The sequence below is a fragment of the Massiliimalia timonensis genome (genome assembly GCF_900186585.1).
Lineage (GTDB): Bacteria > Bacillota > Clostridia > Oscillospirales > Ruminococcaceae > Massiliimalia > Massiliimalia timonensis.
This window is the reverse complement of sequence record NZ_FYDD01000002.1, coordinates 115,747-129,710: the sequence shown is the minus strand read 5'-3', so window position 1 is coordinate 129,710 and position 13,964 is coordinate 115,747. Positions and strand designations below refer to the sequence as shown.

Here is a 13,964-nt window from a genome sequence, read left to right as displayed (position 1 = left end):
TTTATTTTACTTTTGTATCAAGTGCAATCAATAATTCCCGCAGCACCTTACAGGCAGCAGCGGTAGAAACGCCGCTGTGATCAAGAGAAGGAGCTAGCTCGTTCAGATCGGCTCCCACCACATTGGCAGTACATACCATACGCAGGGCTTTTAAAAGCTGAAGGAAACTAACACCGCCGGCTTCCGGCGTACCAGTCCCCGGAAAAACAGACGGGTCCAGGCAATCCAAATCTATGGTGAAGTAAATCGGGGCATTCTGCTTTCGCAGTACGGAAATAGTATGCTCCAAGCCTTCAAAATCAAAGGGATGGAAATCCGTGTGCGCCTTTGCAAACTGGAACTCTTCCTGTTCCCCGCTGCGGATCACAAATTGATGGATACGGCCGTCTCCGAGCAGGTCCCAACAGCGCCGTATCACACAAGCATGGCTGAGTTTTGCTCCCAAATAGTGGTCGCGCAAATCAGCATGCGCGTCAAAATGGATGATATGTAGGTTGGGGTATTTCTTTGCCGCCGCACGTACCGCTCCCAAAGTGACCAAATGCTCTCCTCCCAGTAACAGAGGGATCTTTCCATCGCGCAAAATTTTCCCTGCACGGGATTCAATATCATGAAGAGCTTGTTCCGGGTTGCCAAAGCACAGTTCCAGATCGCCGCTGTCGAAAACAGCGCATTCGGTCAAGTCTAAGTCCTGATATGGGCTGTACGTTTCAAGGCCAAAGCTTTCATGCCGCATAGCTGAAGGGCCAAACCGGGCTCCGGGCCGGAAACTGGTAGTAGAATCGAACGGCGCGCCGTAAAGCACGATCCGCGAATCCGAGTAACTGGCTTCACAACCAATAAAGGTTTCTATATTGGGCTGTAACATCATTTCCCCTCCACTTCTTGTAGCATCTCTTCTAAAAATGCAGGAAGCCAGAACGCTCCCACATGTAATCTGGTCGTGTAATACCGGGTATGCAGGTTCAGGGCATTCCATGCTTCGCTGTTTAAATCATCGACAGGGTGGTACTTTTTGCTGGCAAAGCCAAACAGCCAATATCCTGCCGCATAGGTAGGGATGTGCGCCTGATACACCTTGCTGATCGGAAAGGTGCTGACAATCCGCATATGGCTGCGTTGCATAGCATTGGCATCCTCCGCATAGAATGGGCTTCCCTGTTGGTTGACCATAATGCCATCCTTCCTCAAGGCATTATAACAGTTTCCATAAAACTCCCGTGTAAACAAGCCCTCAGATGGGCCGAAAGGATCTGTAGAGTCAACAATGATTAAGTCGTAGCTTTCTTCGCATCTACGGATAAACTTCAACGCGTTTTCAAAATAGATATGTACCCGACGGTCATCCATACGGCAGGCATTGCTGGGAAGGTAAGTGCGGCAGGCTTCGACTACCTGCGGGTCCATTTCTACCAGGTCGATCCGTTCCACCCGGTCGTAGCGGGTCAATTCCCGCACTACGCCGCCGTCCCCCGCGCCAATTACCAGAATATCTTTAATACCGGGATGCACTGCCATTGGCACGTGGGTGATCATCTCGTCATAGATGAATTCATCACGCTCCGTCAGCATAACATTTCCATCAAGTGTCAAAACACGCCCAAATTCCGGTGTTTCAAAGATGTCGATCCTCTGGTAATCGCTCTGCTTGGAATATAAATGCCGATTGACCCGAATGCTGTGTTTTACATCCGGCGTATGAAATTCACTAAACCACATTTCCATTCTATTACCGCCTTTCATACCAGCACGTTAAGTTGCTTTATTTCCGGGTCTTCCGGCCCTGTCATGCTGCATCCTTTTTCTTTTGCATACTGGATATGTTCTAAAATTTCTGCTGTGATACGTTCTCCCGGAGCCAATATCGGGATGCCGGGGGGATAGCACATCACAAACTCACTGCAAACGCGGCCTTCGCTTTGTTCCAGCGGCAGGCTGATCTTTTCCGCATAGAATGCTTCCTGCGGGCTGGTCACTACTTCCGGCTCAATATATTCCTGGCTTAACAGCCCCGATCCATCTTTTTGATAGCGGCGGCGGATCTCGGCCAATGCGCTGACTAAACGTTCCAGTTCCTGAGCGCGGTCGCCCATTGACAGGTAAGCCAAAATATTTCCAATGTCACCGAATTCGATTTGGATATCATACTCATCCCGCAGGATATCATAAACTTCGATCCCCGCTAATCCTATGTCTAAGGTATGGACGCTTAATTTTGTAGTATCAAAATCAAAAACTGAATTTCCATTCATCAGTTCTCTCCCAAAGGCGTAATAACCCCCCACGGCATTGATCTCCTGCCGGGCATATTCGGCCATATCTGCCACTTGATGGAATACGTTACGTCCCCGCAGCGCCAAATTGCGGCGGCTGATATCCAGACTGGACATCAAAAGATAGCTTCCGGAAGTAGTTTGAGTCAGGTTGATGATCTGCCGCACATAACCAGCATGGATATTCGGGCCAACCAACAGCAAGCTGGATTGCGTAAGGCTTCCGCCGCTTTTGTGCATAGATACGGCAGCCATATCAGCTCCCGCCGCCATAGCGGATACAGGCAGGCCGTTTCCAAAATAGAAGTGGGTGCCATGGGCCTCATCAACTAAGCAACGCATACCAGCATCATGCGCCATTTTTACAATTGCCCGAAGATCACTGCAAATACCGTAATAAGTGGGATTATTCACCAGAACTGCCACCGCGTTGGGGTGCTCTGCAATCGCTTTGGCCACCTGTTCCCGTTGCATCCCCAAAGAGATCCCAAGGCGCTGGTCCACCTCAGGGTTTACATATACCGGTATTGCACCGCACAGTACCAACGCATTGATCACACTTTTATGGACATTGCGGGGCAGGATGATCTCTTCCCCTCGTTTACATGCGGTCAACACCATGCTTTGCACAGAGCTGGTAGTACCGCCCACCATTAAAAACGCATGGGCCGCGCCAAAAGCGTCTGCGGCCAGTTTTTCTGCTTTCTGGATCACCGAAACAGGATGGCAAAGGTTATCTAACGGTTTCATGCTGTTGACATCTACCCCAACGCATTGCTGCCCCAAAAAAGCAGTAAGCTCCGGATTTCCCCGGCCACGTTTATGACCCGGTACGTCAAAAGGGACGACCCGCATTTTTCGGAAAGTTTCCAAGGCCTCATAAATCGGCGCATAGCTTTGGTCCAGCTGAAAGTTGCCTGTTTTCAATTTTAATTCATCCTCCCGTCAATTACTGAAAAAGAAAAAACGCAAGCTATGCCTAAAAACACAGCTTGCGTTCATCTGAAAAAGTTATTTCTTCCTGTTTTCCCCGTTAGTGGCGAAAACGGACATGTGAAATAAAAATCAGGCAGGACGGAATGATCAGAGTCTATATAGCAATATTACTTTTACTACTCTTATTGACCGTTTCACAAGTCTGTGCACATAAGCACATTTCGGTTATGAAGTAACCAACTTATAAAATTTGAGCTTCAAACTCAATCAATAAGGCAACACAAAGGCCGCCAATCGGCAGTGGACCCGGCTGTCCGTATGGCCTTAACTCCAACTGGAGTGGTCCAAGATTATTGCTTTGAAAAGACTCTAATAATTACCCTTTCAAAATTACTTAAAGTTTAACGCAATCCGGAGATTTTGTCAAGTGTAAATCCATCAGCATTTTTATTGTCCGGTAAGTTCCATAAATAATTAGAAAAAGAACTGATATCCCCTAAACTATGGCATACGATCTCCTATGTCCGCAGTTGCTACTTTTTCTAATTTTGGATGCCTCATTTTTGAATGCTGAATTTCAACCTCTTTTCAATGAAAAAACGGTTATCATTTGAACTTTCTTGCTCAAATGATAACCGGACTTCAATCAATCAAATAATTGTAATAATTCCTCATGGTTTATATGGTAAAAATAATTTTGCACCGGGAAGCTTCTGAGCTTCTGCTTGAAATTTTGAGAAGGGAACGGAATTCCTAAAAATTCTTCCGCCAGTTCTTCCGGAGGAGCTTCCCCAAGAAAATCACCGTAAAATTTCAGATCAGAAATGCAGCCATGTTGAATAGCGATCCGCACCTCCACAAAACCACAGCCCTGAAAATACTTTTTTCTGCTGATCGTACAGGAAGGGGATTCTCCATAATTCCACGCCCAGGTATGATACCGTTCATCCGCGATCCGCTGGATCTCAGAAAAATCATAGTCTGATAAAATATATGGGGAAACTTTCACAGAAGACAAGATATTTTGCTTTAGCAGTTCTTTAAATTCAAGGAGCGAAACGGGATTGGGCAGATGGTCCCGAATATTCGTGACACGGTCACGCACAGATTTGATTCCCTTAGAAATCATTTTATCTTTTTGGACCCGCAAAGCCTTTTCCAAAACTTCCAGTTCTGAAGAAAACATCAGCGTTCCATGATGCAGCAGTCGGCCACCTTTTACATATTGAGAATTCCCTGAAAATTTTCTGGACTGAATCGTCAGGTCATTTCTGCCTGAAATTTCCGCAGAAACCCCTAATTGGTTCAAGGTTTGAATCACCGGCGTACAAAACGACTGCATGTGAAGTTGACTGTCTTGATTTTGACTGGTAATAAAGGTAAAGTTTAGATTTCCCAAATCATGATAAACCGCCCCTCCTCCAGACAAGCGCCGCACAACAGGAATGTTGTTTGCTTCCACAAAGGCGCGGTTGATCTCTTCCATGGTGTTTTGATGTCTTCCTATAATGATGGAGCCCTTATTCTGCCAGAGCATAAAACAATCGGCTGTTTGGCCTACCGTTTCAAATAAATATTGCTCCAATGCAAGGTTCCAATACGGATCTACTATTTTCGATTCCAAATATATCATTTTTCTGACCCCATACTATAAAAGAAATTGCAGATCTGTTCTGCAATTATTTGATGCCCTTGATCGTTAGGATGGATCCCATCCAAATACAGGCCGGAAACATCTTGATCCTTTATTTTGGTAGAAAAGGTATGAAAGCAATCAATTACAGGAATTTGAAAGCTTTCGCTATAATCAAAAATCCATGTTACATATTGGGCAATTAACTCTTCCGCTTTCTGAAGATCAATCAATTTTTCCCACTGGGTCTTCATACTGTACCGTTCTACCGGAAGCGGTGTGATAAGAATCGGTTTTACACCGTAAAACACAGATTGCTGCACCATTGCAGCGATATTTCCTTTGGCACAAGAACAATCATGACATAAAAAAATATCATTGCTGCCGCCCCAAATCAATACATATTCCGGCTGTGTTTCGGAAATTTCCCGATAAAGACGCGCCAGCATCCCGGCGGTTGTATCGCCGCAGATTCCCCGGTTAAAGACTGCGGCGCCCAGAGCCTGCGCTGCCTGCGACGTCCAAGCCGTTCTTTTTAATACCCCATATCCAGCTGTCAGGCTATCCCCTAATGCGAGAAGTTTCATTTTTCCTCCTTGCTGCGATTTGAGATCAAATCGTATGAATCCCTCTGCCGCAAATCCCAGCGGCCGCTTCCATAATACCTTCGCAAAGGGTAGGGTGCGGGCTGATCAGATCCGCCAAGTCTTCAATACATGCTTCCGCCTGCATCGCCGCTAAAATCTCCCCGATCATATCAGATGCATGGGAGCATACCAACTGCGCCCCCAGAATCTCTCCTGTATCCCGGTTTGAAATCAGTCGTATAAAGCCCGTTTTTTCTCCGTCAGCCATGGATTTCCCGTTGTGGCCGATCGGATAGGTAAAGATGTCGGCCTGTTCGCATTGTTCTGCTTCCTGGGCTGACATCCCAACCCAGGCCGCCTCCGGCTGGGTATAAATACACTGAGGGATGCGGTCGTACCGCATCATCTGGTTCCCGCCCGCAATCGACTGTACTGCTGCAAGCCCTTCCGCACTTGCCTTATGAGCCAGCATAGGGCCGGCTACCAGATCCCCGATCGCATAAACATGCGGCAAACTGGTCTCCATCCGTTCATTGACCCGAATTTTCCCACGATCGCAACGGATCCCCAGCTTTTCAAGGCTTTCTGTGGATAAGTACGGCGCGCGGCCAACAGAAACAAGTACGGAATCACATTTCAGGGAGGACGCTCCCTCTTTTGTTTCAAAGCGGACCTCTCCGGGCAAGCAATCTGTTACACGGGCCTGTAAATGGATTTCAACGCCTTTCTTCTCCAGCAAATCAAAAAGGATTTCGGAAATATCCGGATCGGCCGCCGCCACCAGACGTTCCGCAAGCTCCAAAATGGTCACCTTGCAGCCAGCCCCGGAAAGCATTTCGGCAAACTCCACTCCAATAACCCCGCCGCCTACAATGACAACAGAATTCGGCAGCTCTGCAAGACTCCAAAAATCATCGCTTGTCATTGCTGTGTCTGAAATACCTTTGGGCAGAACCGCTTTGGAGCCGGAAGCCAATATGACGTTTTCCGTTTCCCAAATCGTACCGTCCGCCTCGATCCGGTGCGCGTCGATCAGTTTTGCCTCCCTGTGCACCACCTCGACCCCGCTGTTCCGAAGCAGCCCTTTCACCCCGATTCTTAACTGGGATACGATTTCATCCTTGCGGTGCATTGCCTGAGAAAAATCAAACGGCTCCATAGCGGCATGGATTCCGTATTCTTTCGCATGCCCTGCTTCCCAGTAAAGATGCGCTGATTTTAATAATGCTTTCGTGGGAATACAGCCCCTGTTCAAACAGGTTCCTCCCAGCTGGTCTTTCTCAAATAAAACGGTTTTTAATCCCAGTTTTCCGGCGCGGATAGCAGCCACATAACCGCCCGGTCCTCCTCCGATCACCGCCACATCATATTTCACAAAAATCTCCTCACTTTATTGGATCCACCAAAATTTTAACCGCTTTTCCCTGGCGCAGCAACAGGATCATCTCTTCTAACTCTTCCAAAGAGCAGCGATGCGTCACCAGTCGTTCCAAGGGAAGCAAGTTGCTTTCCAAAATACTGATCGCCGCCGGAAAACTTGCATTTGCAAGCCAAGTCCCCAAAACTGTGATCTCTTTCTGTGTAATCCTGCTCTGAGCGATCTCAGTTGCAGCAGAAGCATTCACTCCAAACAAAAGGATCTGCCCGCCTTTGCGAACCAATTCCACAGCTTGGCCGAACAATCCGCCGGTCATGTCTAAAACATGATCCGGTCCGAGCTGTGTATTTTCAGCGACAATCTCTTTCAGGCTTTCATTTTGGGGATCTACAACGATATCCGCTCCTGATTCCAGCGCGATTCCCCTTCGAATGGTACTTGTTTCGCTGACAATAACCGGGGAAGCGCCAGAAGCCTTCATCAGCTGTACCATCATCAGGCCGATCGGTCCCGCTCCCAAAACCAAAACGCTTTCTCCCGGCTGTACGCACAGCTTCTTCACGCCGTTCATCATACAGGCAAGCGGTTCCGCAAACATTGCGATCTCTGCCGGAAGGTCATCAGCGACGCGGTACGTACAGCATTCGGAAAGCCTGACATATTCCGCAAAGCCCCCGTCCTCTTCGATTCCAAGCGGGATGATATGCTCACATAAATTGGGGAGGTTTCTTCTGCAATAGTTGCACACGCCGCAGTATTCGTTGGGATTGCAAACAACACGATCCCCTATTTTTATCTGGGTTACCGCTTCACCTACAGCAACCACCTTTCCCACCAATTCATGCCCCAGGATCGTCCCGGGCTTTGCATGATAACCGGGGGGAACATTTAAAATATGAACGTCTGTCCCGCAAATAGAACAGGCCTCTACCTGCACTAATACATCATCCGGCTTCCTGAGTTTAGGGATGTCGACCATACAGATCTCCAGTTTCCCATCTCCCTGAAATACAGCGGCCCTCATTTTCTGTTCCATTGCATCGCCTCCTATAATATCATCCGCCACGGCTCCCGACAGAAACGATCAAGCTGCTGTAAAAAAGCTGCTGCTTCGGCGCCGTCTATCAGCCGATGATCCGCAGACAAGGTGACCGTTGCCATTTTCTTTATTTTCATCTCCCCGTCAACGGCACAAACACGGTCTTCCACCGCGCCAACTGCCAGAATCCCCGATTCCGGCGGGTTGATGATCGCGGAAAACTGACGGACGCCGTATTTTCCAAGGTTGCTTACCGTAAAGCTTCCCCCCGACATCTTATCCGCAGGCAGTTTTCCCTCTTTTGCCTGCTTCGCCAATTCTGCCGCTCGCTCGGCAAGCGCTGTCAAAGACGGCTTTTCCGTACAGCAGATCACCGGAACTACCAATCCGCCGTTTACAGAAACCGCCATCCCCAAATTCACCCCGTCGGGATAAATGATCTGCCCTTCCTCGATCCGCGCGGTGAAAAGCGGATTTGATTGTAACACACGGGATACGCCAAACAACAACAGATCGTTATAAGTAAGTTTCAAACCTTCCTTAGAAAGTTTGCACTTTATCTCTGCCAGTGCCCCCATGTCAATGTCATAAGTATAGTAGGCGTGCGGAATATTTTGCTTGCTCTGCGTCAGGCGCGTGGCAATCGTACCGCGCATGGAGGACAGCCTTTCGGTGCGGGCGGCCATCTCCACAGTAGTTTGCGCGTGCTGGACATCTTCTTTGCCAATTCTTCCACGCGGCCCGGTACCTGTCATCTGGTCAAGCGTAATTTCTCCCTGCGCCGCCAGTTTTTGTGCCAAATGCGTCGCCTTGGGCCGTGCTTCGGCAAAGGACAACACATCTTTTGCTTGGATCCGGCCTTTTGGCCCGGTACCCGTTACCGCCATCAGGTCAATTCCCTGATCCTTTGCAATTTTACGGGCGCGCGGGGTCGCAAAAGCTCGTTCCGCTTTCTTCGGTTTTTCTGTTTCCGGCACAGCTTTTTCATCGACCGGTTTTGGCTGTGCGTCCCCTGCCTGTTCGGCCGGAATTTCTTCGCCCGGCTCCCCGATCACCACCAATGGGGACAAAACCGGATAGCTCTCCTCTTCGCGCGCCAAAATCTGCAATACGGTCCCAGCACCGCTCGCCTCTACCGTACCGGTCAGTTTATCCGTTTCATATTCCAAAAGCGGGGTCCCCTTTTGCACGCTCTCACCAATCTGTACCAAAATTTTGCTCACAAAGCCTTCCCGCATTGTATATCCGCTTTTCGGCATACGTTCTATTACTGCCATATTGCTCCCTCCTAAAACATTTCACGGATTTCCCGTACAATGCGTTCCACTGAAGGCAGAATATACCGTTCCAATTTAGCGCTGAAAGGATTCGGAGCATCCAAAGCGCCAATTCTCAAAATAGGCGCATCCAAATATTCCAGCGCTTCTTCCGCCACAACGGCCGAGATCTGGGAAGCAACAGAACAGGTCAGCCATGTTTCCTGCAAGCAGCACAATCTGTTCGTTTTCTTCACGGAAGTAATCACAGTATCCGTATCCATTGGCTTGATCGTGCGAAGGTCGATAATCTCCGCATGGATCCCGTCTTTTTCCAATATTTCAGCCGCCTGTTTCGCCATGTCTACCATATAAGCGTAAGTGGCAATCGTTACGTCGCTCCCCTCACGCACCACATTTGCTTTGCCCAACGGGACTAAAAATTCAGGATCGTCAGGCACCTCGCCGGGAATATCATAAAGCATTTTATGTTCAAAAAACAAGACCGGATTGTTATCCCGGATCGCGGATTTCAAAAGGCCTTTCGCATCTGCCGGGTTAGACGGCAAAACAACCTTTAAACCAGGGATAAAGGAAAACCACGATTCAAACATATGCGAATGCTGGGAAGCGGCCGCCATATATCCTCCTACCGGGGCACGCAATACCATAGGTACGCTCAGCGAACCGCCGAAAGTATACCGCATATTCGCCGCCTGGTTCACCAGCATATCGGAAGCGATCGTGATCCAATCAGTAAACTGTAATTCTGCAATCGGGCGCATGTTGGTCATTGCTGAACCTACCGCCGCCCCCACATATCCCGCTTCGGAAATCGGCATATCCATGACGCGTTCCCGGCCAAATTCCTGCCACAGTCCCCGGGTACAGCCAAAGGCACCTCCGTAGGGACCTACATCCAATCCCATAATATATACGCTTTCGTCGCGCAGCATCTCTTCACGCTGCGCCATCGCGATCGCAGCGGACATTGTTTTTCTGCTCATCATCGTTCCTCCTTTCCTCTATTCAGCAAAGACGTCAGCCAAAGCGGTGGAAACATCTGGTTCCGGACTATTCCTTGCAAATTCCAGAGCGGCATCCATTTCACGAATCACGTCCTGCTCTATTTCATCTAGTTGTTGTCTGGAAGCCACCCCTTCTTCTATCAATTGCTGTCCATACAGCACGATCGGGCAACGTTTTTTCCACTCTTCCACCTCTGCTGGATCACGGTAGGTATCCGGTTCCACTTCAAAATGCGTGCGCCAACGGTAAGTCAGGCACTCTATCAGGGTCGCGCCTTTGCCTTCTCTGGCACGCTCCACAGCCTCGCCCACTGTTTTTATAACATCTTCCACACGGTTACCGTCAATGGTAATACCCGGAATATCATAGGCCTTTGCCCGCTCCGCGACAAATTTCACCTTTCTTGGGTAATCCATATTTTTATTGCGGAAAACCCCGTCATAATGCTGTTTCACCCCGCCGGCATACAGATTGTTTTCACAAATAAATACCACTGGCAGATTATAAGAAGCCGCAATGTTTAACGCTTCATGGAACGTTCCTTCATTAGAGGCACCGTCCCCAAAAAAGCAGAGCGTTACTCTGCCATTTTTCAATTTCTGTGCGCTCATGGCGGCGCCGACTGCCAACGGCAAGCCCCCGCCGACGATCCCGTTTGCCCCCAGTATGCCAAGTTCCGGGGCCGCTAAATGCATGGAGCCGCCTCTAGCCTTGTTATATCCGGTTTCCCGGCCCAGCAGTTCCGCAAACATTCTTCCTGCGTCTGCGCCTTTGGCCAAAACGTGTCCATGGCCCCGATGGGTAGAAGTCAAATAGTCATCCGGCCGGATGGCTGCGCAGGCGCCTACTGCAACGGCTTCTTCCCCAATATATAAATGTACCGAACCCAAAATTTCGGTTTTTGCAAACAGATCTTTCACCATTTCCTCAAATTTCCGGATCTTCAGCATTTCCCGGTACAGGTGAAGTTTTTGCTGTTGATTCATATATCGTCACCCCTTTTTATTTGATCCAATACGGTCTGTAGTATTTTTTTGCTGTCTTTTTGGGACGAGGAGAACTCAAACCCTACAATTTTATCATAGCCAGCCTCTCCAAGCGCCCTGATAATGTTCTTAAAATTCATCTCACCTGTTCCCGGTTCCATCCTGCCGGGCACATCCGCAACATGGAAATACCCGATCTCCTGGACGTGATCGCGGATCGTTTGTATGATATTCCCCTCCATGATCTGCATATGGTACGCGTCATAAAGCACGCGGATACCGGGATGGCCAATCTCTCTGACCAGATCAAACGCCGGCTTGCTGTGGCACAGGGAATATCCCGGATGATCCACCTTGATATTCAAAGGCTCGATCAGGAAATTGATATTTTCCCTGTCAGACACCTCTTTTAGCTCCGTCAAAACCCGTTTGGTTTGTTCCAATTTCTCTTCGTCTGTGATCGGCGGATCCATTTCCAGCACGGATCTGTCCTCGCGCATGATGTCAGACATTAAAAATAAGTTTTTGCAGCCTAATTGTTTCGCTGTTTTTACTGATTCCTGTACGCCCTGCAAATAAAGCTGCTGATCTCTGGCGTCTACCATTCTGCCGTGGATATTCCCTTGAAAAATACCGACTTCCATCCCGGTATCCTCCAAGGCCCGCGATATTTTTGCACAGTCTTTATCCGTCCAATTCCAAAATTCAATCGCGTCAAACCCGCATTCCTTTGCATGGTAGATCCGTTCCACAAACGGATACTCGGTAAATAATAGTTCAATACAACAGGAAAATTTCATATCTTTCTCCTTCTACTCTGTGCGGATGCCTACCGTTAACAAAATACAGCCGTATAGCCGCAGATCCCCGGTTTGTATCAACAGCCCGGTTTCCGGCGCCATGCAGGAGGCTCTGAAATCCCAGCGTTTCTGCTTCTGAATGGTCACGCCCTCCGGCAAATATTCCTGAAATTCTTTCATAATAGAGGTATCGTTCATATCATCCCGTACCGCAACAATAGCCGATTCGATATTTACCAGCCGCGAAACAGTTTCCAGTATCTCCGTGACCCGCGGCTTATCCGGCGCGTAATTTAAAAATACCTTTTCCGTCCGTTCCGGCACGCCGATATCTGCCGGGAAATTCCCATCTGCGATCAAAATATTGGAACCGTGTCCCGCAGTTGCCAAGGCCTTTAATAAATCCGGGTGAATACAATCTGTAAATGTCATTGCTTTCTCATCCTTTCTAAAATCAATAGGGAATAATCGACAGCAGATATACATCGTTTTCCCGTTCAAGCGTATCTAAAACCACCGTTGCTCCGCCCTCTTCATCACAGGAGAAGAAGCTGATTTGAAACGGCTGCCCCGAACTGACGCTGTCCAGCAGTTCCACCTGCTCTTTGCTTAGGCTCTCCTGCTTCTTCATCCGCAGATACATCGTATAAGCGTCGTTTTTTTGATACCCTGTGCTGTATCCCTTCATCAGATAATTGCCCGGTGCCAATCCGGATACCGCCACCTGCAGCCTGCCGGCTGTGCACGGCGCAACCTCGTGGTCATAGTATCGTTTGTTTTCTTGGTCCTGATGGGCAGCGTCGTTCCACACCAAAACCTGATATGCGTTGCCTTTCTTCGCGGCGATGCAGTTGGAGTCCGTGCAAAAAATCCTTTCCGTTCCCAGCTGAGATAAAAACCAATAGGCAAAATAGGCCGGTTTTCGGATCCCCTGCAAATTAAGCAGTCCAAACCCGCCGTGGAAGGAATCGGAAGGCGGCCCGTCTTCTTCAAATACATCCGATATTTCACAGTAAGAAAGCGAATCCACCAGTTCCGATACGGCATTGATCCGCGATAATATGTACGAGGCCGCATGATAACTGTCCCGAAGCGAATCCCAGTAATCCCAAGTTAGCCCCCATTCCGTATAATGCAGCTCCAAATGGGGCATGGCAGATTCTGAAATGGCTTTTCGGACTGCAAGCACTGCCGGCAGCACCCCTTCCGGATCATAACATTGGTTCCCCAACTCCCAAGACGGTCCCGGTTCCCAGGCCGGGATCCCCGGAAGGGCCGGTAGATGTGTTCCATCCTCGCAAAATCCTTTTGTGGAGTAACTGTGAGCGGAGATAAAATCTAATGGAACAGTATTTTGGGAACAGTACTGAATCAGCCCGCTGACCCATTCCACGTTCCCGGAAATTGCCGGTCCGCCCACGCGGTAATCTTCACATACTGCTTTCACAGCACGGGCAGTTACATCGTATAGCTTACAGTAGTCTTCAAACGTCCCGCTGAAAAATGGGGCGTTATCCGGTTCGTTCCAGACCTCAAAATACCATTTTTTTATCTCTTCTCGTCCATAACGCAGGGTAAAATGCTCTGTTGCAGCTGTGATCAGGTTTTGCCATTTTTCATAGGAATTTGGAAGCGTCACATTGGCCTTTTCCCAATATACCGTTGTTTCCCCGCTTGCCAAGGCGCTGGGCATAAAATCAAATACCACAAAGGGACGGATTCCAATACCCAGCAAAAAGTCGTATACCTGATCGACATACTGCCAGCTGTAGACAGGGGCTCCAAAGGCATCTTCCCGGTACGCCCCCATATCATCTTGAAAGATCCCGTGAAAGCGAAGATACTGAAACCCACATTCCTGAACAGCACGTTTCAGATGCTGTTGATGGTCGCTCCGAAGCAGCAAATTTGCCCTAGCCGCACTAACACAGAATAAAGGGCTCTCCGGTACTTTTCCGATACTCTTTTTTGCATCGATCTCAATATGACGTATTTGTTCCATGGCCGCCTCCTATCTTTATGAATTCGGCCGATACCATGTATCGGC

13 protein-coding genes are annotated in these 13,964 nt (G+C 48.7%); all 13 read right to left on the bottom strand.

Going from position 1 to position 13,964, the window contains the following annotated elements; genetic code table 11:
• Window position 1: 1 nt before the first annotated feature.
• Window positions 2–868, bottom strand: coding sequence for an agmatinase (speB, locus tag CIB36_RS00665; protein ID WP_093987706.1), 867 nt, complete (start codon window positions 866–868; stop codon window positions 2–4).
• Window positions 868–1,725, bottom strand: a complete 858-nt coding sequence (gene speE, locus CIB36_RS00660) for a polyamine aminopropyltransferase (RefSeq protein WP_093987705.1) — start codon at window positions 1,723–1,725, stop codon at window positions 868–870. Before speE ends, speB begins: the two co-directional genes overlap by 1 nt.
• Window positions 1,726–1,739: 14 nt before the next feature.
• Window positions 1,740–3,200 (bottom strand): aminotransferase class I/II-fold pyridoxal phosphate-dependent enzyme, encoded by a 1,461-nt coding sequence (locus CIB36_RS00655; RefSeq protein WP_093987704.1) that lies wholly within the window; start codon window positions 3,198–3,200, stop codon window positions 1,740–1,742.
• 655 nt (window positions 3,201–3,855) lie between these two features.
• Complete coding sequence (locus CIB36_RS00650) at window positions 3,856–4,842, bottom strand: lipoate--protein ligase (protein ID WP_093987703.1); 987 nt, start codon at window positions 4,840–4,842, stop codon at window positions 3,856–3,858.
• The gene (locus CIB36_RS00645; protein ID WP_093987702.1) at window positions 4,839–5,429 is read right to left on the bottom strand and encodes a GDSL-type esterase/lipase family protein; all 591 of its coding nucleotides are present in this window, start codon (window positions 5,427–5,429) and stop codon (window positions 4,839–4,841) included. The genes CIB36_RS00650 and CIB36_RS00645 overlap by 4 nt, the downstream gene beginning before the upstream one ends.
• Before the next feature lie 25 nt (window positions 5,430–5,454).
• The gene (lpdA, locus tag CIB36_RS00640) at window positions 5,455–6,804 is read right to left on the bottom strand and encodes a dihydrolipoyl dehydrogenase (RefSeq protein ID WP_158662528.1); all 1,350 of its coding nucleotides are present in this window, start codon (window positions 6,802–6,804) and stop codon (window positions 5,455–5,457) included.
• Window positions 6,805–6,814: 10 nt separating this feature from the next.
• The gene (locus CIB36_RS00635; protein ID WP_093987700.1) at window positions 6,815–7,843 is read right to left on the bottom strand and encodes an alcohol dehydrogenase catalytic domain-containing protein; all 1,029 of its coding nucleotides are present in this window, start codon (window positions 7,841–7,843) and stop codon (window positions 6,815–6,817) included.
• An 11-nt stretch (window positions 7,844–7,854) separates the two neighbouring features.
• On the bottom strand, window positions 7,855–9,123 hold the full coding sequence (locus CIB36_RS00630) for a dihydrolipoamide acetyltransferase family protein (protein ID WP_093987699.1): 1,269 nt from the start codon (window positions 9,121–9,123) through the stop codon (window positions 7,855–7,857).
• Window positions 9,124–9,134: 11 nt separating this feature from the next.
• The gene (locus CIB36_RS00625) at window positions 9,135–10,109 is read right to left on the bottom strand and encodes an alpha-ketoacid dehydrogenase subunit beta (RefSeq protein ID WP_093987698.1); all 975 of its coding nucleotides are present in this window, start codon (window positions 10,107–10,109) and stop codon (window positions 9,135–9,137) included.
• An 18-nt stretch (window positions 10,110–10,127) separates the two neighbouring features.
• On the bottom strand, window positions 10,128–11,117 hold the full coding sequence (locus CIB36_RS00620) for a thiamine pyrophosphate-dependent dehydrogenase E1 component subunit alpha (protein WP_093987697.1): 990 nt from the start codon (window positions 11,115–11,117) through the stop codon (window positions 10,128–10,130).
• The gene (locus CIB36_RS00615; RefSeq protein ID WP_093987696.1) at window positions 11,114–11,917 is read right to left on the bottom strand and encodes a hydroxypyruvate isomerase family protein; all 804 of its coding nucleotides are present in this window, start codon (window positions 11,915–11,917) and stop codon (window positions 11,114–11,116) included. Before CIB36_RS00615 ends, CIB36_RS00620 begins: the two co-directional genes overlap by 4 nt.
• Window positions 11,918–11,929: 12 nt before the next feature.
• Window positions 11,930–12,349 (bottom strand): RbsD/FucU domain-containing protein, encoded by a 420-nt coding sequence (locus CIB36_RS00610; RefSeq protein ID WP_158662527.1) that lies wholly within the window; start codon window positions 12,347–12,349, stop codon window positions 11,930–11,932.
• Window positions 12,350–12,371: 22 nt separating this feature from the next.
• A complete protein-coding gene (locus CIB36_RS00605; RefSeq protein WP_093987694.1) occupies window positions 12,372–13,919 on the bottom strand; it encodes a GH39 family glycosyl hydrolase in 1,548 nt (515 codons plus the stop codon).
• Window positions 13,920–13,964: the final 45 nt, after the last annotated feature.